This is a genomic window from Aeromonas sp. s5, assembly GCF_040907865.1.
Lineage (GTDB): Bacteria > Pseudomonadota > Gammaproteobacteria > Enterobacterales > Aeromonadaceae > Aeromonas > Aeromonas dhakensis.
This window is the reverse complement of record NZ_JBFOCO010000007.1, coordinates 84,419-108,082: the sequence shown is the minus strand read 5'-3', so window position 1 is coordinate 108,082 and position 23,664 is coordinate 84,419. Positions and strand designations below refer to the sequence as shown.

The following is a 23,664-nucleotide window of genomic DNA, read 5'->3' as shown; positions in this document are numbered from 1 at the left end:
CGACGGCTTATTCCACCGTCACGGATTTCGCCAGGTTGCGCGGCTGATCCACGTCGGTGCCCTTGATGAGGGCAACATGGTAGGAGAGCAACTGCAGCGGCACGGTATAGACGATCGGCGCGATCACCTCTTCCACGTGGTTCAGGCTCATCACCCGCATGGTCTCGTCGCTCTTGAAGCCGGTATCGGCATCGGCGAAGACGTAGAGGATACCGCCACGGGCACGCACCTCTTCCACGTTGGACTTGAGCTTCTCCAGCAGATCGTTGTTCGGCGCCACCACTATGATGGGCATCTCGGCATCGATCAGCGCCAGCGGACCGTGCTTCAACTCACCGGCGGCATAGGCCTCGGCGTGAATGTAGGAGATCTCTTTGAGCTTGAGTGCCCCTTCCATGGCGATGGGGTACTGGCTGCCGCGACCCAGGAACAGGCTGTGGTGCTTGTCGGCAAACTCTTCGGCCAGGGCCTCGATATCCTTGGCCAGCGCCAGGCTCTCCTTGATGCGCAGCGGCAGGGCCTGCAGCGCCTTGACCAACTCGGCTTCGGCGGCGGCGCTCAGGTGGCCGCGGCAACGACCGATGGAGGCCACCAGCATCAGCAGACCGGCCAGCTGGGTGGTGAACGCCTTGGTGGAGGCCACACCGATCTCGGCACCGGCACGGGTCATAAAGGCCAGATCCGATTCACGCACCAGGGAGGAGCCCGGCACGTTGCAGATGGCCAGCGAGCTCATGTAGCCGGACTCTTTGGCCAGGCGCAGGGCGGCTAGGGTATCGGCGGTCTCGCCGCTCTGGGAGAGGGTCACCAGCAGGCTGTTGGGGCGCACCACCGACTTGCGATAGCGGAATTCGGAGGCTATCTCCACGTCGCAGGAGACGCCGGCGATCTCTTCGAACCAGTAGCGAGCCACCATGCCGGAGTGATAGGAGGTGCCGCAGGCGACGATCTGCACGTGATCGACCTTGTCGAAGATGGCGCGCGCACCGTTGCCGAACGACTCGACCACCACGTGATCACCACCCAGACGCCCTTCCAGGGTGTTGGTGATGGCCTTGGGTTGCTCGTGGATCTCTTTGAGCATGTAGTGGCGATACTCGCCCTTGTCACCGGCGTCGTGGGAGAGTTCGGACTCCTGCTCTTCACGCACCACTGCCTCGCCGTGGGTATCGAAGATGTGCACGTCGCGACGGGTCACTTCGGCCACGTCACCCTCTTCCAGGAAGATAAAGCGACGGGTCACCGGCAGCAGCGCCATCTGGTCGGAAGCGATGAAGTTCTCGCCGATGCCGCGGCCGATCACCAGCGGGGAGCCGGAACGGGCCACCACCACACGGCTGTCGTCACGGCTGTCCATCACCACTGTGCCGTAGGCGCCGCGCAGCTGCTTCACCGCCACCTGCATGGCAGCCAGCAGGCTGGGGGCGGATTTCAGCTCGTGGTGCACCAGGTGGGCGATCACCTCGGTATCCGTGTCGGAGCTGAACACATAGCCCAGCGCCTTCAACTCTTCCCGCAGCTCTTCGTGGTTCTCGATGATGCCGTTGTGCACCACCACGATATGTTCGGAGACGTGGGGGTGAGCGTTGCGCTCGGACGGTTCGCCGTGAGTGGCCCAGCGGGTGTGGGCGATACCGGTACCGCCGTGCACGGACTGTTCGTCCAGCGCCTTGGCCAGCTCGGCTACCTTGCCGAGGCGACGCACCCGCTGCAGCGGCTGACTGGCGCTGAACACGGCCACACCGGCCGAGTCGTAGCCGCGGTATTCCAGACGGCGCAGACCCTCTACCAGAATTTCAGCCACATCACGTTGGGCGACGGCCCCGACGATGCCACACATACACTTCTCCTTAGGACGCTATTGATTCGGTTGGATAATCATTTGTTCAGGTCAGACTGCCACGGGGGCGCAGATCAGCTGGATCCCCTTGGCCTGAATTCGTTCTCTGGCCGAGATGGCCAGCCCCTCGTCGGTCACCAGGGTATGGATGCTGGACCAGGGCAGTTCGAGATTGGGGATCTTGCGGCCGATCTTTTCCGACTCCACCATGACGATGACCTCCCGCGACACCTCGGCCATCACCCGGGACAGGCCCACCAGCTCGTTGAAGGTGGTGGTACCGCGTTCCGGATCGATGCCATCGGCACCGATGAACAGCTGGTCGAAGTCATAGGAGCGCAGCACCTGCTCCGCCACCTGACCCTGGAAGGATTCGGAGTGGGGGTCCCATGTGCCTCCCGTCATTAACAGGGTAGGCTCGTTTTCCAGCTCGCGCAGGGCACCGGCCACATTGAGGGAGTTGGTCATCACGATGAGACCGCGCTTGTTGCCGAGCAGCGGGATCATGGCGCTGGTGGTGGTGCCGCTGTCGATGATGACGCGGTTGTGATCGCGGATCCGCTCTGCCGCCGCCTTGGCGATAGCCAGCTTTCGTTTCGAAACTTGCTCTGGATTGCCGTCCACCACCATCTCGCTGGGCAGGGGCACGGCGCCACCGTAACGACGCAGCAACAGACCACCGGTCTCCAGCACGGCCAGATCTTTGCGAATGGTCACCTCGGAGGTGGAGAAGTGCTTGGCCAGGGCATCGACGCTCACTTCACCCTGCTCCTGCACCAGGCTCACTATGGTGTGACGGCGCTGCTGAGTATTACGTTTGGTCATCTTAAAGTTTCGATTCGAAAGAATTTCGAAATATTAATGCCTTTTCTGGAAAAATCAAACGGCAAATAGGATCCGATATGGTTCGATGCCAGAATGGGGGGCTGATTTGCGACGAGGATGCCATGCAAAAACGAACCATCTGGCTGGTAGAAGATGAAGCCAGCATCGCCGACACCCTGATCTATGCCCTGCAAACCGACGGTTTCGAGGTGGAGTGGTTTTCCCTCGGCCAGCCGTTGCTGGCGCGACTTGCTCAGTCGCGCCCCGACTTCCTGATCCTGGATGTGGGGTTGCCGGACATCAGCGGCTTCGAGCTGTGCAAGGAGGTACGAGCCCGCTGCGACGTCCCCCTGATGTTCCTCACCGCCCGCAGCGAAGAGATAGACCGGCTGATCGGGCTGGAGATAGGCGCCGACGACTACGTGGCCAAGCCCTTCTCGCCCCGCGAGGTGTGCGCCAGGGTGCGGGTCATCCTGCGCCGCAGCCAGCCAGCCGCCCCCCAGCCGAGCCAGACACTCACCCTGGACGAGGAGCGGGCCCGCATCAGCTTTCACGGCCAGCCGCTGGCGCTCACTCGCTACGAGTACCTGCTGCTCAAGACCCTGATGCTGACGCCGGGCCGGGTCTACTCCCGCCAGCAGCTGATGGATCTGGTGTGGAGCGGGGCGGAGGAGAGCCTGGATCGCACCGTCGACACCCACATCAAGACCATCCGCGCCAAGCTGCGAGAGCGGGATCCGGACGCCAACCTGATCCTGACCCACCGCGGATTGGGTTACAGCCTGGAGCTGGCATGAACAGACGGTTACCGGGTCACGGCCGGGGGATGACATGAGAATCGGACTGCAACTGCTGTGCGGGCTGGTGCTGATCTTTGCGCTGGCCGCCTGGTTCGTGCTGGAGATCTTTGTCGAGGAGATCAAACCCGGGGTGCGCAGCGCCACCGAAGATACCCTGGTAGACATGGCCCAGATGCTGGCCCCGCTGGCGCTGGATGACCTGCAGGAGGGGAAGATGGCCGACGGCCGGCTGGCCAGCGCCTTCGCCCGCCTCAACCAGAGCCCCATCAACGCCCTCATCGACGGCCACCTCAAGCAGCAGGCGGAGTACCGCATCTATGTGGTCGATCGCTGGGGCAAAGTGGTTTACGACTCGGACGGGGTGGACCTGGGCAAGGACTACTCGCGCTGGAACGACGTCTATCTGACCCTGCGCGGTGAATACGGCGCCCGCAGCACCCGCAGCGATCCCGACGATCCCACCAGCTCGGTGATGCACGTCGCCGCCCCGCTGCGGGAGGGGGACGACATCCTCGGCTCCCTCACCGTCGCCAAACCCAACCGCACCCTGCTGCCCATGATAGAACGCAGCGAGCACCAGCTGCTGCAGGGGGCAGCCTTGCTGCTGTTCATCTCACTGCTCATCGGCGCCCTGCTGGTGTGGTGGCTCAACCGCGCCATCGGCAAGCTGGTGCACTATGCCGATGCGGTCAGCCAGGGCCAGCCCGCCACTCTGCCACGCCTCTACAGCCCGGAGCTGGATCGGCTCGGCCGCTCCCTTGAGACCATGCGCCGCCAGCTGGATGGCAAGGCCTACATCGAAGCCTATGTGCACAGCCTGACCCACGAGCTCAAGAGCCCGCTGGCCGCCATTCGCGGGGCAGGGGAAATACTGACCGAGGCCCCGCCGCTGGACGTCGCAAAGCGCTTTATCGGCAACATCAATCTGGAGACGGCCCGCATGCAGCAACTGATCGAGCGGATGCTGCAGCTGGCCAAACTGGAGTCGGGGCAGGGGCTGGACAGACAGGCGGTCGAGCCGGCCAGGCTGGGCAGACGGGCGCTCGACGCCCGCCAGATCCTGGCCCAGCGCCGCCAGATAACCCTGCACGCCGAGCTGGGGGAAGCCCAGAAACAGAAGTGGGATCCCCTGCTGGTGGAGCAGGCCCTCGGCAACCTGCTGGACAACGCCCTCGACTTCTCCCCCGTCGGCAGCACTCTCAGGCTGAGCGGCACCATGGAAGAGGGGGGTTACTGCTTCCGGGTACGGGATCAGGGACCCGGCATTCCGGCCTACGCCCTGCCGCGCATCTTCGAGCGCTTCTACTCCCTGCCCAGACCCGACAAAGGCAAGAGCAGCGGCCTCGGGCTCAGCTTCGCCACCGAAGTGGCGCGCCAGCACGGCGGCCGGCTGACCCTCACCAACCAGGCTGACGGCGGAGTGCTGGCCGAGCTCTGGTTGCCAGCGGGCTGACACTTCACACTGGGCACATAAAGCGGCGCTATGCTGGTGTTTTCCCAGCGAACTTTATGTGCTCAAGGAGCCCCCATGTCCCGCCTTCTGTTATCCGGCCTGCTCGGCGCAGGCCTGCTGTTTTCGCTGCCGGCCAGCGCCGCCACCGGCTGCTTTCTCTATGCCGACGGCAACGGCCAGACCCTCTCCAGCGAAGGGGATTGTTCAAGCCAGTTGCCACCCGCGTCCACCTTCAAAATCCCGCTGGCGCTGATGGGTTATGACAGCGGCTTTCTGGTAGACGAAGAGCACCCGGCGCTGCCCTTCAAACCGGGTTACGACGACTGGCTGCCCGCCTGGCGGGAGACCACCACCCCGCGCCGCTGGGAAACCTACTCGGTGGTCTGGTTCTCCCAGCAGATCACCGAATGGCTGGGGATGGAGCGCTTCCAGCAGTACGTCGACCGTTTCGACTACGGCAACCGGGATCTCTCCGGCAACCCCGGCAAACACGACGGTCTGACCCAGGCCTGGCTTAGCGCCAGCCTGGCCATCAGTCCAGAGGAGCAGGCCCGCTTCCTCGGCAAGATGGTGAGCGGCAAGCTGCCGGTGTCGGCGCAGACCCTGCAGTACACCGCCAACATCCTCAAGGTGAGCGAGATCGACGGCTGGCAGATCCACGGCAAGACCGGGATGGGTTATCCGAAAAAGCTGGATGGCAGCCTCAACCGGGATCAGCAGATCGGCTGGTTCGTCGGCTGGGCCAGCAAACCGGGCAAGCAGCTCATCTTCGTCCATACCGTGGTGCAGAAACCCGGCAAGCAGTTCGCCTCCCTCAAGGCCAAGGAAGAGGTGCTGGCCGCCCTGCCGGCCAAACTGAAAACCCTGTGATGGCAAAACCGGCGCTCTGCGCCGGTTTTTTTATCCCCCTTCACCTCCACTTCACACAGCCCCATCCCCCCTTCACCCGACCCAGCCACACTCGCTCCATCAACAAGGAGACGTGTCATGGTCAAACAGATATTCAGCCACAAGATCTTTCTGCTGCTGTTGCTCAGCCTGCTGCTGATGGTGCCGGTGCAATCCATCATGGAGCTGAACCGGGAGCGCCAGGCCTATCGCAGCCAGGCCATCCACAGCATCATGGCCAGCAGCAGCGGGCCGCAGCGACTGCTGGGGCCGGTCGTAGTGCAGCCTTATACCCGTACCGTCACGGTGGAGCAGGATGGCAAGCGCTTCGAGCGCAAGCTGCAGCTCTACCGCTACCTGCTGCCGGAGCAGCTGGACGTGCAGGCCAGTATGGAGGTGACCCCGCGCAAGCTCGGCATCTACCAGGCCCAGGTCTATCACACCCGGCTCTCCCTCTCCGGGCGACTGCCTGCCGAACTGAACGGTAAAACCCTGATCAGCGGCGAACCGGATCTGACCGTCGATGGGGCCGATCCCGCCCTGGTGGCAGGAAAACCCTATCTGAGCCTGGTGCTGTCCGATGCCCGCGGCATCAACCGGGTACCCGAGCTGCAACTGGGGGAGCAGCGCATCCCGTTCGCCCCCGGCGCCTTGCTGGGTGACGGACTGGCCGGCATCCATGCGCCGCTCGCGGCCCTGCCGGGGGAGGGTGGCGCCTTTCACATCGAGCTGGATTTGCAGGGGATGAACCAGCTGGAAGTGGTGCCGCTAGGCCAGGACAGCAGGCTCAACCTCGCCAGCAACTGGCCCCACCCCAACTTCATCGGCGACTTTCTGCCGGGCAGCCGTACCCTCACCGCCAGCGGCTTCGAGGCGAGCTGGCAGAGCAGCTGGTTTGCCACCGACATGGAGAGCCGTTTCAACCGGATGATGAAGGGTGCCAGCGGCGATCTGCCCGCCTTCAGCGTCAGCCTGGTGCAGCCGGTGGATCACTATCAGCAGAACGAGCGGGCCGCCAAGTATGCGCTGCTGTTCATCGGCCTCACCTTCCTCAGCTTCTTCATGTTCGAGCTGCTCAAGGGGCTGCGGGTGCACCCGATCCAGTACGCGCTGGTGGGCATGGGGCTGGCCATCTTCTATCTGGTGCTGCTGGCACTGACCGAACACCTCGGCTTTGCCTGGGCCTATCTGATTGCCGCCCTGGCCAGCGTGACCCTCAACGGCTTCTACCTCAGCCATGTGCTGGGCGGCCCCAAACAGGGGCTCGGCTTCGCGGCCCTGCTGGGGCTGGTCTACGCCATCCTGTTCGGCTTGCTGCAGGCCGAGGAGATAGCCCTGCTGCTCGGCGCCCTGCTGCTGTTCGCCATCCTGGCGCTGGTCATGGTGCTGACCCGCAAGCTGGACTGGTATCGGGTGATGGGAAGCGCCCCGACGCCCCCCGCCAGCGGGCAGGAGAGCTGAAAACAAAACCGGCGCCATCAGGCGCCGGTTTGCATTTCATTGATCGGGCATCACTTCTTCTTGACCGGGCGAGCCCAGTTTTTGATGTGACGCTGGGGCACCCGGGTGATCACCAGCTCGTTCTCGGCCACATCCTTGGTGATGGTGGAGCCGGCCCCCAGGGTCGCCCCCTTGCCGATGCGCACCGGCGCCACCAGCTGGGTATCGGAGCCGACGAAGACGTCGTCCTCGATGATGGTCTGGAACTTGTTCACCCCGTCGTAGTTGCAGGTGATGGTGCCGGCCCCGATGTTCACCTTGGCACCTACTTCGGCATCCCCCAGATAGGTCAGATGACCGCACTTGGAGCCAACCCCGAGGCGCGCCTTCTTCATCTCGACGAAATTGCCGACGTGAGCATCCTGCTCCAGTACGGCACCCGGGCGCAGGCGGGTAAAGGGACCGACCGAGCACTGGTCGGCGATTTGCGCGCCTTCGATGACGGAGTAGGGTTTCACCTCGGAGTGATCGCCGATCACACAATCCTTCAGCACGCTGCCGGCCCCGATGCGGACGTGGTTGCCCAGCACAACCTTGCCTTCGATGATGACGTTGACGTCGATTACCACCTCTTCCCCGATCTCCAGGGTGCCGCGCAGATCGAAGCGGGCCGGGTCGATCAGGGTGGCACCGGCGATCATCAGCTTCTCGGCCTGCATCTGCTGATAGCTGCGCTCGAGCTGGGCCAGCTGCACCCGGTTGTTGGCCCCTTCCACCTCCATGGCGCTGTCCGGGTGAACCGCGGCGATGGGGCAGTTGTCGGCGTGGGCCATGGCAATGACGTCGGTCAGATAGAACTCGCCCTGGGCATTCTTGTTGTCCAGACGGGAGAGCCAGCTGCGCAGCTGGCCACCGTTGGCCACCAGCACGCCGGTGTTGACTTCGCGGATGGCGAGCTGCTCGGCGTTGGCATCCTTCTGCTCGACGATGCCGACCACCTGGCCATTGCTGCGTACGATGCGGCCATAGCCGGTCGGGTTGTCCAGCACCACGGTCAGCAGCGCCATGCCGTCGTCGGCCTTGGCCGCCAGCAGCCGCTGCAGGGTTTCCGGCTGGATCAGCGGGGTGTCGCCGTACAGCACCAGCACGTCGTCTTCATCATTCCAGAACGGGATGGCCTGGGCCACCGCATGACCGGTTCCCAGTTGCTGGGCCTGCAGCACCCAGTTCAGGTCGGATGCCTGGATCCGCTCCTTCAGCAGTTCGGCACCGTGGCCATAGACCAGGTGCAGCTGCTCGGCACCCACCTGGCGGGCGGTATCGATCACATGGGAGACCATGGGCTTGTTGGCGATCGGGTGCAGTACCTTGGGCAGGGAGGAACGCATACGGGTGCCTTTACCCGCAGCCAGGATCACGACATTGAGAGACATAGCTAGCCTTTGAAACAGGTGGAAATGCTGGGCGGAGTCTATCCAACGAGTAAAAAAAAAGCGACCCGCAGGTCGCTTTTTACCTCACCGTTATTAACGGTAATTCTTTTTGACGATATCGATGACCCGCAGTTGAGCCATCGCCTTGGCCAGCTCGGTGGCGGCCTGGGCGTAGTCGATATCACCATGGGAGCTGTGGATCCGCTCTTCCGCCGCGCGTTTGGCTTCCTGGGCTTTCGCCTCATCCAAATCGTCGGCACGAATCGCGGTGTCCGCCAGCACGGTCACGGCTTCGGGTTGCACTTCCAGCATGCCGCCGGAGATGTACAGCACCTCTTCAGTTCCGTTCTGCTTCACCAAGCGGACCAGGCCCGGCTTGATGGCAGTCAGCAACGGAGCATGACCGTGGCGGAGACCCAGCTCACCTTCGGAGCCTGATACCTGAGCGGACTGCACGCGACCGGAAAACAGTTTTCCTTCGGCGCTCACCACGTCCAGGTGAAAGGAGATCATCTCAGCCATGGGCCCTCCTATCGAGGCTTACAGTTTCTTGGCTTTCTCGACAACTTCGTCGATGCTGCCAACCATGTAAAACGCCTGCTCCGGCAGATCGTCGTACTCGCCTTTCAGGATGCCCTGGAAACCACGGATGGTCTCTTTCAGCGGCACGTATTTGCCCGGAGAACCGGTAAACACTTCGGCCACGAAGAACGGCTGGGACAGGAAACGCTCGATCTTACGGGCACGGGCTACGGTCAGTTTGTCTTCTTCTGACAGTTCATCCATACCCAGGATGGCGATGATGTCCTTCAGCTCTTTGTAGCGCTGCAGCACGGTCTGAACGCCACGAGCAGTCTCGTAGTGCTCCTTGCCAACCACCAGCGGATCCAACTGACGGGAGGTGGAGTCCAGCGGGTCAACGGCTGGGTAGATACCCAGTGCCGCGATCTGACGGGACAGTACCACGGTCGCATCCAGGTGGGCGAAGGTGGTCGCCGGAGACGGGTCGGTCAAGTCATCCGCAGGCACGTAAACGGCCTGTACGGAGGTGATGGAACCGGTCTTGGTGGAGGTGATGCGCTCCTGCAGAACACCCATCTCCTCGGCCAGGGTCGGCTGGTAACCTACTGCGGAGGGCATACGGCCCAGCAGTGCGGATACTTCGGTACCGGCCAGGGTGTAACGGTAGATGTTGTCCACGAAGAACAGCACGTCACGACCTTCGTCACGGAACTTCTCGGCCATGGTCAGGCCGGTCAGCGCCACGCGCAGACGGTTTCCGGGCGGCTCGTTCATCTGACCGTAAACCAGAGATACTTTGTCCAGAACGTTGGACTCCATCATCTCGTGGTAGAAGTCGTTACCCTCACGGGTACGCTCACCTACACCGGCGAAAACGGAGTAACCGCTGTGTTCGATCGCGATGTTACGGATCAGCTCCATCATGTTTACGGTTTTGCCTACACCGGCACCACCGAACAGACCAACCTTACCACCCTTGGCGAACGGGCATACCAGGTCGATAACCTTGATACCGGTCTCCAGCAGGTCGTTGCTGTTGGACTGATCTTCGTAGCTGGGAGCCGCGCGATGGATGGACCAACGCTCTTCTTCACCGATCGGACCTTTTTCGTCGATCGGATCGCCCAGTACGTTCATGATCCGACCCAGAGTCGATACGCCGACCGGCACCTGGATGGATTTACCGCTATTCACTACTTCCAACCCACGACGCAGACCGTCGGAGGAGCCCATGGTGATGCAACGAACGACGCCGCCACCGATCTGTTGCTGAACTTCCAGCACCAGACCCTGGCCTTGACCTTCGCTGACAACCTTCAGTGCATCGTACACCTGGGGCACGGCATCTTGCGGGAACTCGATGTCCACCACAGCGCCGATGATTTGGACGATGAAACCGTTACTCATGTCAAATCCTCTAAACCTTTGATAACCCTTGCCTTACACCGCAGCAGCACCGGACACGATCTCTGTCAGTTCCTGGGTAATACTGGCCTGACGGGCCTTGTTGTATACCAGTTGCAGATCGTTAATCAGGTTACCGGCGTTGTCAGTCGCGGCTTGCATGGCAACCATTCGGGCTGCCTGTTCACTTGCCAAGTTTTCCACTACCCCCTGGTAGACCTGGGATTCGACGTAGCGAATCAGCAGGGTATCCAGCAGTTGCTTGGGATCCGGCTCATAGAGGTAATCCCAGTGGTGTTTCTTGGCGAGCTTGCTGTCTTCAGTTACGGGCAAAGGCAGCAGTTGATCGACTCGTGGTTGCTGAACCATGGTGTTGACGAACTTGTTGTACACCAGATACAGCCTGTCAATCTCACCGTTGTCGTAAGCCTTCAGCATGACCTTGACTGAACCAATCAGGTCATTGACGCTCGGGTTATCGCCCAGTCCTGCGACGTGAGCTTTCACCTTGGCGCCGTGCCGTTCAAAGAAGTTGGAGGCCTTGTTGCCGATCAGAGCCAGGTCAACCTTGGCTCCTTTCGCGCTCCATTGCTTCATGTCATTGAGGGCAGCCTTGAACAGGTTGATGTTCAGACCACCACACAGGCCACGGTCGGTGGAGACGACGATGTAACCCACTCGCTTGACCTCACGTTCGATGAGGTAGGGGTGCTTGTATTCCAGGTTCCCCTGAGCGATATGGCCGATCACCTTGCGCATGGTTTCAGCGTACGGACGGCTGGCAGACATGCGATCTTGCGCACGGCGCATCTTGCTTGCTGCCACCATTTCCATAGCGCCGGTGATCTTCTGAGTGTTTTTCACACTCGCGATCTTGTTACGTATCTCTTTTGCGCCGGCCATCTCTTACTCTCCATCAGGTGGCAGCTCGCGCTGCCACACACGCTTACCAGGTCTGGGTTGCCTTGAAGTTGTCCAGCAACGCAGTCAGCTTGCCAACGATCGCGTCGTTGTAGTCGGCCTTGGCATTGATTTCAGCCATCAGCTCGGCATGCTGGGTATTGGCGTAAGAGAGCAGAGCGGCTTCGAAGTCGACGATCTTGTTCAGCTCGACATCGGAGAGATAGCCTTTTTCCGCGGCGAACAGCACCAGAGACTGGTGAGCCACGCTCAGCGGAGAGTACTGCTTCTGCTTCATCAGCTCGGTCACTTTCTGACCGTGATCCAGCTGCTTGCGGGTCGCATCGTCCAGGTCGGAAGAGAACTGGGCGAATGCAGCCAGTTCGCGATACTGGGCCAGCGCGGTACGGATACCACCGGACAGCTTCTTGACGATCTTGGTCTGAGCGGCACCACCTACACGGGATACGGAGATACCCGGGTCAACGGCCGGACGGATACCGGAGTTGAACAGTTGTGAAGTCAGGAAGATCTGGCCATCGGTGATGGAGATCACGTTGGTCGGAACGAACGCGGATACGTCACCAGCCTGGGTTTCGATGATCGGCAGGGCGGTCAGAGAACCGGTCTGGCCTTTCACGGCACCGTTGGTGAACTTCTCTACGTACTCGGCGTTGACGCGAGCAGCACGCTCCAGCAGACGGGAGTGCAGATAGAAAACGTCGCCCGGGTAGGCTTCGCGTCCTGGCGGACGGCGCAGCAGCAGGGAGATCTGGCGATAAGCTACGGCCTGCTTGGACAGGTCATCATAGATGATCAGCGCGTCTTCACCGCGGTCACGGAAGTACTCACCCATGGAGCAGCCGGCATACGGAGCCAGGTACTGCAGGGCAGCCGCTTCGGAGGCAGAGGCAACCACCACTATGGTGTTGGCCAGGGCGCCGTGCTCTTCCAGCTTGCGCACCACGTTGGCGATGGTGGAGGCCTTCTGGCCGATCGCAACGTAGACACACTTAATGCCGGAGTCTTTCTGGTTGATGATGGTGTCGATGGCGATGGCAGTCTTGCCCACCTGACGGTCACCGATGATCAGCTCACGCTGGCCACGACCGATAGGGATCATGGCATCGATGGCTTTCAGACCGGTCTGGACCGGCTGGTCAACAGACTTACGTTCGATAACGCCCGGTGCAATCACTTCGATCGGCGAGAAGCCGTCGTTGTCGATTGGACCTTTACCGTCGATCGGCTGACCCAGGGTGTTCAACACCCGGCCCAACAGACCACGACCGACCGGCACTTCCAGAATGCGGCCAGTCCCTTTTACTTTCATTCCTTCTGACAGACCGTCATAGGAACCCATGATCACCGCACCGACGGAGTCACGCTCCAGGTTCAATGCCAGAGCATAGCGGTTGCCCGGCAGCTCGATCATCTCACCTTGCATGGCATCGGCCAGGCCGTGAATACGAATGATACCGTCGCTCACAGAGACGATGGTACCTTCGTTACGCGCTTCGCTCTTTACATCAAACTGCGCAATGCGCTGCTTGATCAGCTCGGCGATTTCAGTGGAATTCAGTTGCATGCTCTAATACCCCAATCAAGATTGCAGCGCGTCAGCCATGCGATCCAGCTTACCGCGGACCGTGCCGTCGATAACCAGGTCACCGGCCTTGATGAGCACCCCGGCCATCAAGGACGCATCTATGCTGCAATTCAGCTTCACTTTGCGCGCGAGACGTTGTTCCAGAGAAGCCTGAATATTGGCTTTCTGCTGGTCGGTCAGTTCGATCGCCGAAATCACGTCAGCCTGAACTTCTTTATCCAGTTCAGCCTTGAACGCGATGAATTCGGCAACGACCGCCGGCAGCACACCCAAGCGACCATTCTCGGCCATCACCCGGATCAGGTTCTGACCATGCTCGTCGAGTTGCTCACCACAGATGCCGACAAACAACTTTGCCAGCTCTTCGGCAGCCACAGAGCCGTTTACCAGGTTGTGGATGGTCTCGTTCTCCGCTACTTGTGCAGCGAAGCCGAGCATCCCCAGCCACTGGTCAACCGCCTTGTGCTCAACGGCAAACTCGAAAGCAGCCTTGGCGTAGGGGCGAGCGATTGTAGTCAGTTCAGACATAGCCCCGTTCCCGTTACAGTTCTGCTACCAGCTTGTCGACGATGTCGCTGTTGGCAGCCTGGTCGATTTGGCGCGCCAGGATCTTCTCTGCACCAGCAATGGCAAGAGCAGCAACCTGCTTACGCAGTTCTTCTTTGGCACGATGACGTTCAGCTTCAATCTCGGCACGGCCCTGAGCCAGGATTTTTTCCCGCTCAGATTGGGCACCGGCAGCAGCTTCATCAATGATCTGGGCCTTGCGTTTGTTGGCCTGTTCAATGATTTCTGCAGCCTGGAGCTTGGCTTCTTTCAGCTGATCGGTGGCGTTGGCCTTGGCCAAATCCAGATCTTTCTTGGCACGCTCGGCAGAAGAGAGGCCGTCAGCAATGGTTTTCTGACGGGCTTCGATGGCAGCCATCAGCGGCGGCCACACGTACTTCATGCAAAACACTACGAAGAAGAAAAAAGCAACTGCTTGGCCGAGGAGGGTGGCGTTGATATTCACAGCCTGTGTCCTCTTAGTTAGTTAATGGGTTATGTCCGGAGGTCGCTATGACTTAGCCGGCAACCGCAAACATCACGTACAGACCCAGACCAACGGCGATCATCGGGATCGCATCCACCAGACCCATCACGATGAAGAACTGGGTACGCAGAACAGGGATCAGGTCCGGTTGACGAGCTGCACCTTCCAGGAATTTGCCACCCAGGATACCGATACCGATGGAAGCGCCGATAGCCGCCAGACCCATCATCATTGCAGCAGCGATGTACAGCAGGTCCATGTTCAAGTTTTCCATGAGGATCTCCATTTATTTAGATGTAATTGATTGTATAAAAAGGATTATTTGAGTTGCATCAACCATGGTCTTCTTGAGCCATCGACAGATAGACGATGGTCAGCACCATGAAGATAAACGCCTGCAAAGTGATGATCAGGATGTGGAAAATTGCCCAAGGCACGGACAGGATCCACTGAGACCACCAGGGTAGCAAACCCGCAATCAGGATAAAGATCAGTTCGCCAGCATACATGTTGCCGAACAGTCGAAGACCCAGAGAAACAGGTTTGGAAATCAGCGTAACAGTTTCCAGGATGAGGTTAACCGGGATGGCCGCCGGGTGGTTGAAAGGCTGAAGCGTCAGCTCCTTCACAAACCCGCCGATACCCTTGACCTTGATGCTGTAGTACAGGATCAAGAAGAACACGCCCAAAGCCATGGACATGGTGATGTTAACGTCAGCAGAGGGAACCACACGCAGATAGGGAACACCCATCAACTGTGCAGCGTGGGGGATAAAGTCAACGGGGATCAGATCCATCAGGTTCATCAGGAAGATCCACACAAACACCGTCAGGGCCAAAGGTGCGATGACCTTGTTGCGACCGTGAAAGATGTCCTTGACGTTACCACTCACAAACTCGACCAGCATCTCCACAAAGCACTGCAGTTTACCGGGCACACCACTGGTAGCGTTGACGGCTACGCGGCGGAACAACCAGATAAACAGAGCGCCCAACAGAACAGAAAATATCATTGAGTCGACATTGACTGTCCAGAACCCAGACCCGACTTGCAGATGGGTCAGATGGTGGGAGATATATCCCTGAGGAGTCAGGACTTCTCCGGTTGCAGACATGAGTTTTCCTAATAGTGGTTGTTAAGCGTGAATGAGACTATCCACTGTACAACGAGGGCGAGGATATAAGTGGCAAAGAACGAGACGGTATCGACCTCGATCCCGGCGCCAAACATCAGGGCGAAAAGTCCTGTTGTAGTAATGAGCTTAATCCCTGCCCCACCATAAAAGTCCCGCAGAACCAGGCCCACGCTCTCTTTCGTTACCTTGCGGCGCAGAACCCAGAGCGTGAACAGGGCTTGTGGAACCCAGTACATGCTCCCCCCGTAGAGAGAGGAGCGTCCGGCAAACGCACCGGCCTGGTAAAACCAGACGGTACTGATCGCCAGGATCAGGACGAGCTGACAAACGAGCATAGCCAAGGCCAGCGTTAAACCTTCCAAGGCTATTTTCTGCTTCACCAACCTACCCCTGAACATTACAGAACTGTAAAAAATCGGGATCCGAAGACCCCGCGTTTACAGCCCAAAAAGCCGGTCAAATTATACCCTTGAAGACAGCTATTGCAACATGGCAAAAATCCTTAATTTTTGCGGCTTTCCGCACAGAATTAAGGTTATGTTCATATCAAAAGGAATGGATGTTTTATTACTACAAAAAGCGTAAAAATCACGATTCTGACAGGCCAAAATAGCTCAATACCCGGTCCAAATCCGCCAAGTTCTCGTAACTAATTACTAACTTGCCGCTATCCTGTTTTCCCGGCTGAAGTTGTACCTGATTGCCAATTTTTTCTGAAATCTGGCGCTCGAGATAACCAAACTGGGGATCGCGGACGGGCTCGACCCTGGCTTTTGCCGGTTCCAGCGCCTTTTGCACCAATTTCTCGGTATCTCGCACGGTCAGCCCCTTCTGGGCAACCAGTTTGGCCAGTTCGGACTGGGCCTGGCCGCTCAGGGCCAGCAGGGCACGGGCATGGCCCATGTCGAGGTCACCGTGCTCGACGAAGCGCTTCACGTCGTCGTTGAGCTGGTTGAGGCGCAGCAGGTTGGTCACCGTGGTGCGGGACTTGCCCACCGCATCGGCCACCTGCTGGTGGGTCAGTTCGAATTCGGTCAGCAGCCGCTGCAGGGCGACCGCCTCCTCGATGGCGTTGAGGTCTTCACGCTGGATGTTCTCGATGAGCGCGATGGCGACGGCCGCCTCGTCAGGCACATCCTTGACCAGGCAGGGCACCACCTCGAGGCGGGCCAGCTGGGAGGCGCGCCAGCGCCGCTCACCGGCGATGATTTCGAAGGATTGCTCGCCAAGGGGGCGTACCACGATGGGCTGGATCACCCCCTGGGCACGGATGGAATTGGCCAGCTCTTCCAGCGCATCCTGCGACATGTCCTTGCGCGGCTGGTACTTGCCGGACTGCAACCACTCCACCGGCAGCTTGCGCAGTTCACCCTGATTGGTCGGGGTCGGGGCCATGGCCTGCTCGGTGCGCTGATCGCTCATCACCTGCTTCTGGCGCGCGGCCGTGCTGGTGCTGAGCAGAGCGTCCAGCCCCTTGCCCAGCCCACGTTTTTTCGGCGTCATATGCTCTCTCGGTCTGCGATGGTCACCTGACGCTCCTGCTCCTGGCGACGCAGGATCTCGCCAGCCAGAGCCAGATAGGCCTTGGCGCCCACCGATGATTTGTCATAGTGCATGGCCGGGGCGCCGAAACTCGGTGCCTCCGCCAGTCTTACGTTGCGGGGAATGATGGTGCGATAGACCTTGTCCCCGAAGTGCTGTTTAAGCTGATCGGACACATCATTGGCCAGCCGGTTGCGGTGATCGAACATGGTGCGCAGCACCCCTTCGATCTTCAGATCCGGATTGACCACGGCTGCCAGCTTGCTGATGGTGTCGACCAGGGCGGTGAGCCCTTCGAGCGCATAGTATTCGCACTGCATGGGCACCAGCACGGAGTCGGCGGCGGCCATGGCGTTGACGGTCAGCATGTTGAGAGAAGGCGGGCAGTCGATGAAGACGTAGTCGTATTTGTCCCGCACCGCGGCCAGCGCGTTGCGCAGGCGGATCTCGCGGGCGAAGAACTCCATCAGACGAATTTCGGCCGCGGTCACGTCGGCGTTGGCGGCGATCAGGTGATAGCCCCCGGAGGTTTCGGGGATGATCACCTCGCCGATGGGGGCGTCCTCGATCAGCAGCTCATAGGCGGTGCGCTCGACTTCATACTTGTCGACACCGCTGCCCATGGTGGCATTGCCCTGCGGATCCAGATCGATCACCAGCACCTTGCGGCGGGTAGCGGCCATGGAGGCGGCCAGATTCACACAGGTGGTGGTTTTACCCACTCCACCCTTCTGGTTGGCTATGGCGATGACTTTTCCCACACTGTCCCCTAAATGAAACTGCGACCCTATTCGGGCTGGATATGTTTGAATTCCAGCAGATGACGTTCGCCTTCCAGCTCCGGCACCACCAATTGATGGGAGGCGACCAGACGGATGTTGGCGGGCAACTGGGCCAGCTCCTGCTCGGGATACTGTCCCTTGAGCGCGAGGAAGCTGCCCTGGGCAGACGGCAGATGGTGACACCAGCCCAGCATGTCCTCCAGCGAGGCGAAGGCCCGGCTCAGCACGCCGTCAAATCCCACCTCGGGCTGATACTCCTCGACCCGGGATTTGACGGGAGTCACGTTGGTCAAGCCCAGCTCCAGGATCACCTGGCGGATGAAGTTGATCCGCTTGCCCAGACTGTCCAGCAGCACGAACTGCTTGTCCGGATTGATGATCGCCAGCGGCAGTCCGGGCAGACCCGGGCCAGTGCCCACATCGATGAAGCGCTCACCGTGCAGGTGCCGGCTCACCACCAGGCTGTCGAGGATGTGCTTGACCAGCATGGCGTCCGGATCTCGTACCGAGGTGAGATTGTAAGCCTTGTTCCACTTGTGCAGCAACTCGACAAGCCGAACCAACTGGGTCTTTTGGGTCTCGGTGATAACAATTCCGGCCTGCATGAGCAGGCCGTTCAATCTTTCCAGCATGTTTTGCAACGGTAGGATCCTCAGGCGGTTTTACGCAGCAGGCCGTGTTTTTTCAGATGAACCAGCAGGATGGAGATGGCCGCCGGGGTGATGCCGGAGATGCGGGACGCCTGACCTATGGTCTGCGGCTTGGCATCGTTGAGCTTGGCGATCACCTCGTTGGAGAGACCGTTGACGTCGCGGTAGTTCATGTCCAGCGGCAGCAGGGTGTTCTCGTTGCGTAGCTGCTTCTCCACCTCGTCGTGCTGGCGTTCGATGTAGCCGGCGTACTTGATCTGGATCTCCACCTGATCGGCGGCGGCCGAATCGCTCAGCGCAGGCCCGACCCCCTCGATGGCCATCAGCGCATCGTAGGTCACCTCGGGGCGACGCAGCAGCTCTTCCAGGCTCTGCTCGCGGGTCAGCGGGGTGTTGACCAGGGCGTTGACCGCCTCCAGCGACGGATGTTGCGGGTGGATCCAGGTCGAGCGCATGCGCTGACGCTCCTGCTCCACCTGTTCCATCTTGGCGTTGAACTTGCTCCAGCGCTCGTCATCCACCAGGCCCAGCTCGCGGCCGATGGCGGTCAGACGCAGATCGGCGTTGTCTTCCCGCAGCAGCAGGCGATATTCGGCACGGCTGGTGAACATGCGGTAGGGTTCGCGGGTTCCCAGGGTGGAGAGATCGTCCATCATCACGCCGATGTAAGCCTGATCCCGGCGCGGATGCCAGGGATCCTTGCCCTGCGCACGCAGGGCGGCGTTCAGACCGGCCAGCAGGCCCTGGGCTGCCGCCTCTTCATAGCCGGTGGTGCCGTTGATCTGGCCGGCGAAGAACAGGTTGCCGATGCACTTGCTCTCCATGTTGGCCTTGAGATCCCGCGGATCGAAGAAATCGTACTCGATGGCATAACCCGGGCGGGTGATATGCGCATTCTCGAAGCCGCGCACGGAGCGGACGATCTGCACCTGCACGTCGAACGGCAAGCTGGTGGAGATCCCGTTCGGATAGAGTTCGTGGGTGGTCAGGCCTTCCGGCTCGACGAAAATCTGGTGCGCCGTCTTGTCGGCAAAACGGGTGATCTTGTCCTCGATCGATGGGCAGTAGCGCGGACCAATCCCCTCGATCACCCCGGCGTACATGGGGCTGCGATCCAGGTTGTTGCGGATCACCTCGTGGGTGCGCTCGTTGGTATGGGTAACGTAGCAGGGCACCTGACGCGGATGCTGGCTGGCATCGCCGATGAAGGAGAAGACCGGACGCGGATCGTCACCGTGCTGGGCCTGCATCACCGAGAAATCGACGCTGCGGGCATCGATGCGGGGCGGCGTACCTGTCTTGAGGCGATCGATGCGCAGCGGCAGTTCCCGCAGGCGCTGGGCGAGGGCGATCGAGGGAGGATCCCCGGCGCGGCCGCCCTTGTAGTTTTCCATGCCGATGTGGATCAGGCCGTTCAGGAAGGTACCCACGGTCAGCACGACCGTCTTGCCGCTGATGCGGATCCCGCTCTGGGTGACCACGCCGGCAACCCGATCCCCGTCCATGATGAGATCGTCACAGGCCTGCTGGAAGATCTTCAGGTTGGGGTAGTTCTCCAGCATCTGGCGCACGACTGCCTTGTAAAGCAAACGATCCGCCTGGGCGCGAGTGGCGCGAACCGCCGGGCCCTTGGAGGAGTTGAGGGTACGGAACTGGATCCCGCCAAGATCGATGGCACGCGCCATGATCCCGCCGAGAGCGTCAACTTCCTTGACCAGGTGTCCCTTGCCGATCCCGCCGATCGCCGGGTTGCAGGACATGTGTCCCAGCGTATCGATATTGTGGGTCAGCAACAGGGTATTGAGGCCCATCCGGGCTGCCGCTGTTGCCGCTTCGGTTCCTGCATGACCGCCACCGACGACGATCACATCAAATTGTTCATGGTATTGCATTGGGGATCACCTTGATCTGCACGCCTGAAGATCTTTGTTTGCCTGTGCTCGAGGGCGGAACATTCTATCTGTTTAGCGTCCTGAGGGGAACGTCTACTTAACGTTCAGTATGGAGGGAGGATCCACTAAATAGATCTTAAGGATCTTTAGATCGATCTTTTATTGGATCTTTTATTAGGATCCGCCGCTTCTGTTGATAAGCACTTTTTGATCATAAAGATCATCGTCTTAAGAGCGATCTCTGGTTGTGGAAAAGCTTGGATCCTGGCCCCGTGAACTGGGGGATAACAAGGGTTTTTATGCACAGACACCCTTTGTTTTAGATCTAATACATGGATAACTATAGGTTTTACAGAGTTTCACACAGGAGTTATTCACAATTTCTCGGAGCATTCTAGGGGAACCCTTGGAACAACTTCTCCGGATCCACCTGTTAATAACCTGGTGGATAGCGATCTGGGGATAAGCGGGGAGATCGAGCCGTTCATGCCGGATCTCCCGCTCCCGGTTCAGGCGATCAGGGCCAACCAGTCCCGGATCCAGATTTCGGCTGCATCTTCCGGGATCTCGTGCCGGGTCACGTCGATGTCGAGACGATCCCCAATCCTGCTGGCGCCGCACTCGGCCAGCAGTCGATCCAGCGTCTTGCCCCCCTGGCAGAAGGTGTCATAACTGCTGTCTCCCAGCGCGATCACCCCGTATTTCCAGCCATCAAGATCCGGACGCTGCTCGGCAAGATCCTTGGCGAAAGGCTGCAGATTGTCGGGCACATCGCCGGCACCGTGGGTGGAGGTGACCACCAGCACTATGGCCTCCGGCTCGGCAAGCACCCTGGCCAGGCTGGCGGGGTTGTGGATCTCGGTTTGATGGCCCGCTTGTTCCAGCAGGCCGGCGATGTGGTCCGCGACATATTCAGAGGCGCCCAGCATGGAGCCGACGACGAGATTGAGTTTGGCCATGGAATGGATCCTGATTTCAGACGAAGCAAGAGAAAGCCGGATTCTACCGCCAAAGGGTGTGGATAAATATGGATAAAGCTTGGGGATAATGGATCCTCGCTGCTTTTGTACGGAAAAAAGGGATCCCCGCCCGCCGATCCTGCCCAATCTTGCGATCGTGTCGAAAAGGGGCCGTTTCCTCCTCTTGTGTGTTCTCCGCTCGGCTCCTGATACGTTAAGTAACAATGCGGATGCAAATGATTAGCAATTATTGAATCGATTCGATCATGGCTCCTGTAGTAGCATGTCGCTGCTTTATTCGCCTGAGGAACCGGGCTGCCGGCATGACCGGCTATCAATAATAAGAAATCAGAAACAACTCATTGATATTTGAGACACTTACTATGATTGCGCAAAAAAACACCCCCATCGCAGCGATGCGAAAGAGAGGGGCACAGCAACTGCTGCCGCTCTCCTGCCTGTTGGCCAGCCTGCCCGTGCTGGCGGCCGAACAACCGAAAGAACTGCCCAAAGCCAGCGAGACCATGGTGGTCACCGGCACCGCCATGAAGGTGGAAGTGCCCATGGCCGAGACGCCTCGCGCCGTCTCCGTGGTCAACCGCGAGGAGCTGGATCAGCGTGCCGTGCAGCAGCTTGACGAGTCCCTGCGCTACCGCTCCGGCGTGCTCACCGGCCTCTATGGCTCCGACAACAATACCGACTGGTTCAAGGTGCGCGGCTTCGATGCTGCCTCCTATCTGGATGGCAACCGCCTGTTCGGCACCGGCTATTATCTCTGGACGCCGGAGCCGTTCGGCCTGGAGAGCGTGGAAGTGCTCAAAGGCCCGGCCTCGATCCTCTACGGCGAGGCGCCTCCCGGCGGCGTGATCAATGCCATCAGCAAGCGGCCGACCGCCACCCCGCAGGGGCTGCTGGATCTGCAGCTGGGCAGCCGTGATCATCGCCAGATCGGGGTGGATGTCTCCGATGCACTGACCGACAACAGCCGCTACCGCATGGTTGCTCTTTATAAGGAGCGTGACGGCGTGCTGGACGGCACTTACAACGATCGCGTCTATCTGGCGCCGAGCGTGACCTTCGATCTCTCGGATCGCACCAGCCTGACCCTGCTGGCCAGCTTCCTGCACGACGAAGGGGTGCCGACCAACGGTTTCTTCCCGGTTTACGGCACCCTCAATACCAGCGGTGGCCAGATCGATCCCAGTACCAACCTGAGCCAGCCGGATTACGATCGCAACCGCAACACCCAGCTCTCCACCGGTTACGAGCTGGCCCACCAGCTCAACCAGACCTGGGAGTTCAAGCAGAACGTCCGCTTCAACTACAACGATCTGCTGCTGCGCCAGACCTATATCTTCCCGACCTATGAAGGCACCACCGCCTTCCGCGGCCTGATCTATCGCGACGGCACCACCAAGAGCGCCACCATGGACAACCAGATGGTGGGTTACTGGAACACCGACAGCACAGAGCAGACCCTGCTGCTGGGGGTGGATCTGCAGCGCCATGTCAATGAAGGCCAGGAAGCCGACAACTACGGCATGGGCTCCATCAATACCATGAACCCGGATTACAGCGGCTTCCCCGGTTTTGATGAATCCACCGCTACCCACCAGAAGAGCACCAAGGGCCAGAGCAGCCTCTATGCCCAGCACCAGATCCGCTGGGACGATCGCTGGTTGCTGACTGGCGGCGGTCGCTTCGATTACGTGGAGACCCACAACATCAGCGAAGCCAAGGGCAAGAACGAGAAGCAGTATGATCACGAGCTCTCCCTCTCCGGCAGCCTGATGTACCTGGCCGACAATGGTCTCTCTCCTTATGTTGCCTATGCCGAGTCGTTCGAGGTGCTGCCTGGGATCGACCCCAACACCAGCGAATCCTACAAGCCGCTCAAGGGCACCCTGTACGAGACCGGCGTCAAGTACGCGCCGAGCTTCCTCGATGGCTACATCAACCTGGCCCTGTTCGATCTGGAGCAGACCAACTCGCTGGTGTCCACCGGTTCCGGCCAGCAGACCCAGGCCGGCGAAGTAACCTCCCGGGGTGTCGAGCTGGAAGGGAGCGTGCAGGCCACCGAGGCGCTGCGCCTGACCGCCGCCTACACCTATACCGATGCCAAGACCAACGACACCGGCAATGGCGATCGCCGTGCCAGCCTGATCCCGCGCCACCAGGCCTCCTTCTGGGGCAACTACAAGGTGCAGCAGGGTCCGGTCTCCGGTCTCGAGCTGGGGAGCGGCGTGCGCTACGTCGGCTCCAGCGTCGGCATCGGTGCCGTGAATGCGGACTACACCCCCATCTACGGCTCGGCCCAGGTGCCGGCCCATACCGTGTGGGATGCGATGATCGGGTATGACTTTGCCAAGAACTGGCGGGCTCAGCTCAACGTCAACAACCTGCTGGGTGATACCTACGTGGCCAGCTGCGACTACTACTGCTACTACGGCGAGCCGCGCAGCGTAGTGGGCAGCATCAACTACCGCTGGTAATCGAAGTGGGGCGGGAACCGGGTTCCCGCCCTTCTTTTCACCTGCAGTTGCTCTGATCTCTCTG

At 60.1% G+C, this 23,664-nt stretch carries 22 protein-coding genes; 5 read left to right on the top strand and 17 right to left on the bottom strand.

The window, feature by feature from the left end:
* Positions 1–7 precede the first annotated feature (7 nt).
* Both glmS and AB5Y94_RS05885 read right to left on the bottom strand, forming a co-directional pair.
* Positions 8–1,840 (bottom strand): glutamine--fructose-6-phosphate transaminase (isomerizing), encoded by a 1,833-nt coding sequence (glmS, locus tag AB5Y94_RS05890; RefSeq protein ID WP_024942398.1) that lies wholly within the window; start codon positions 1,838–1,840, stop codon positions 8–10.
* Between the two features lie 51 nt (positions 1,841–1,891).
* Positions 1,892–2,665: a DeoR/GlpR family DNA-binding transcription regulator gene (locus AB5Y94_RS05885; protein WP_005307234.1), complete on the bottom strand. Its 774-nt coding sequence runs from the start codon at positions 2,663–2,665 to the stop codon at positions 1,892–1,894.
* A 122-nt stretch (positions 2,666–2,787) separates the two neighbouring features.
* On the opposite strand from AB5Y94_RS05885, the gene blrA reads away from it, so the two are divergent.
* The 4 genes from blrA to creD all read left to right on the top strand — a co-directional run bounded on the left by blrA (position 2,788) and on the right by creD (position 7,267).
* On the top strand, positions 2,788–3,462 hold the full coding sequence (blrA, locus tag AB5Y94_RS05880; RefSeq protein WP_252602887.1) for a beta-lactam response regulator transcription factor BlrA: 675 nt from the start codon (positions 2,788–2,790) through the stop codon (positions 3,460–3,462).
* Positions 3,463–3,496: 34 nt separating this feature from the next.
* Positions 3,497–4,918, top strand: a complete 1,422-nt coding sequence (gene blrB / locus AB5Y94_RS05875; RefSeq protein WP_139753478.1) for a beta-lactam sensor histidine kinase BlrB — start codon at positions 3,497–3,499, stop codon at positions 4,916–4,918.
* 75 nt (positions 4,919–4,993) lie between these two features.
* Entirely contained in the window at positions 4,994–5,788 is a 795-nt protein-coding gene (blaOXA, locus tag AB5Y94_RS05870) for an OXA-12 family class D beta-lactamase (RefSeq protein WP_005307225.1), read from the top strand.
* A 117-nt stretch (positions 5,789–5,905) separates the two neighbouring features.
* Positions 5,906–7,267, top strand: coding sequence for a cell envelope integrity protein CreD (creD, locus tag AB5Y94_RS05865; protein WP_368205168.1), 1,362 nt, complete (start codon positions 5,906–5,908; stop codon positions 7,265–7,267).
* 50 nt (positions 7,268–7,317) lie between these two features.
* On the opposite strand, the gene glmU is transcribed toward creD, so the two are convergent.
* The 15 genes from glmU to mioC form a co-directional block, all read right to left on the bottom strand.
* Positions 7,318–8,679: a bifunctional UDP-N-acetylglucosamine diphosphorylase/glucosamine-1-phosphate N-acetyltransferase GlmU gene (gene glmU / locus AB5Y94_RS05860; RefSeq protein WP_368205167.1), complete on the bottom strand. Its 1,362-nt coding sequence runs from the start codon at positions 8,677–8,679 to the stop codon at positions 7,318–7,320.
* 93 nt (positions 8,680–8,772) lie between these two features.
* Positions 8,773–9,201 (bottom strand): F0F1 ATP synthase subunit epsilon, encoded by a 429-nt coding sequence (locus AB5Y94_RS05855; RefSeq protein ID WP_005307217.1) that lies wholly within the window; start codon positions 9,199–9,201, stop codon positions 8,773–8,775.
* 18 nt (positions 9,202–9,219) lie between these two features.
* On the bottom strand, positions 9,220–10,608 hold the full coding sequence (gene atpD / locus AB5Y94_RS05850; RefSeq protein WP_005307215.1) for a F0F1 ATP synthase subunit beta: 1,389 nt from the start codon (positions 10,606–10,608) through the stop codon (positions 9,220–9,222).
* A 33-nt stretch (positions 10,609–10,641) separates the two neighbouring features.
* A complete protein-coding gene (gene atpG / locus AB5Y94_RS05845) occupies positions 10,642–11,508 on the bottom strand; it encodes a F0F1 ATP synthase subunit gamma (RefSeq protein ID WP_005307212.1) in 867 nt (288 codons plus the stop codon).
* 43 nt (positions 11,509–11,551) lie between these two features.
* Positions 11,552–13,093 carry a F0F1 ATP synthase subunit alpha gene (atpA, locus tag AB5Y94_RS05840; protein ID WP_010635591.1) on the bottom strand — a complete coding sequence of 514 codons (1,542 nt, stop codon included), beginning with the start codon at positions 13,091–13,093 and terminating at the stop codon, positions 11,552–11,554.
* A gap of 15 nt (positions 13,094–13,108) precedes the next feature.
* Positions 13,109–13,642 carry a F0F1 ATP synthase subunit delta gene (atpH, locus tag AB5Y94_RS05835; protein ID WP_211030772.1) on the bottom strand — a complete coding sequence of 178 codons (534 nt, stop codon included), beginning with the start codon at positions 13,640–13,642 and terminating at the stop codon, positions 13,109–13,111.
* Positions 13,643–13,655: 13 nt separating this feature from the next.
* The gene (gene atpF / locus AB5Y94_RS05830; protein ID WP_005307207.1) at positions 13,656–14,126 is read right to left on the bottom strand and encodes a F0F1 ATP synthase subunit B; all 471 of its coding nucleotides are present in this window, start codon (positions 14,124–14,126) and stop codon (positions 13,656–13,658) included.
* Between the two features lie 52 nt (positions 14,127–14,178).
* Entirely contained in the window at positions 14,179–14,421 is a 243-nt protein-coding gene (gene atpE / locus AB5Y94_RS05825) for a F0F1 ATP synthase subunit C (protein ID WP_005307205.1), read from the bottom strand.
* Between the two features lie 58 nt (positions 14,422–14,479).
* Positions 14,480–15,262, bottom strand: a complete 783-nt coding sequence (gene atpB, locus AB5Y94_RS05820; RefSeq protein ID WP_005307200.1) for a F0F1 ATP synthase subunit A — start codon at positions 15,260–15,262, stop codon at positions 14,480–14,482.
* Between the two features lie 8 nt (positions 15,263–15,270).
* On the bottom strand, positions 15,271–15,681 hold the full coding sequence (locus AB5Y94_RS05815) for an ATP synthase subunit I (protein ID WP_010635593.1): 411 nt from the start codon (positions 15,679–15,681) through the stop codon (positions 15,271–15,273).
* Between the two features lie 190 nt (positions 15,682–15,871).
* The gene (locus AB5Y94_RS05810) at positions 15,872–16,786 is read right to left on the bottom strand and encodes a ParB/RepB/Spo0J family partition protein (RefSeq protein ID WP_010635594.1); all 915 of its coding nucleotides are present in this window, start codon (positions 16,784–16,786) and stop codon (positions 15,872–15,874) included.
* Positions 16,783–17,586 (bottom strand): ParA family protein, encoded by an 804-nt coding sequence (locus tag AB5Y94_RS05805; protein ID WP_005307193.1) that lies wholly within the window; start codon positions 17,584–17,586, stop codon positions 16,783–16,785. Before AB5Y94_RS05805 ends, AB5Y94_RS05810 begins: the two co-directional genes overlap by 4 nt.
* A 26-nt stretch (positions 17,587–17,612) precedes the next feature.
* Positions 17,613–18,239, bottom strand: coding sequence for a 16S rRNA (guanine(527)-N(7))-methyltransferase RsmG (gene rsmG / locus AB5Y94_RS05800; protein ID WP_024942392.1), 627 nt, complete (start codon positions 18,237–18,239; stop codon positions 17,613–17,615).
* A 20-nt stretch (positions 18,240–18,259) separates the two neighbouring features.
* Complete coding sequence (gene mnmG, locus AB5Y94_RS05795; RefSeq protein ID WP_017783543.1) at positions 18,260–20,149, bottom strand: tRNA uridine-5-carboxymethylaminomethyl(34) synthesis enzyme MnmG; 1,890 nt, start codon at positions 20,147–20,149, stop codon at positions 18,260–18,262.
* Positions 20,150–20,658: 509 nt separating this feature from the next.
* Positions 20,659–21,108: an FMN-binding protein MioC gene (gene mioC / locus AB5Y94_RS05790; protein WP_005307185.1), complete on the bottom strand. Its 450-nt coding sequence runs from the start codon at positions 21,106–21,108 to the stop codon at positions 20,659–20,661.
* Positions 21,109–21,491: 383 nt separating this feature from the next.
* Here mioC and AB5Y94_RS05785 point away from each other — a divergent pair, with 383 nt between their 5' ends.
* A complete protein-coding gene (locus tag AB5Y94_RS05785) occupies positions 21,492–23,600 on the top strand; it encodes a TonB-dependent siderophore receptor (protein WP_368205166.1) in 2,109 nt (702 codons plus the stop codon).
* Positions 23,601–23,664 lie beyond the last annotated feature (64 nt).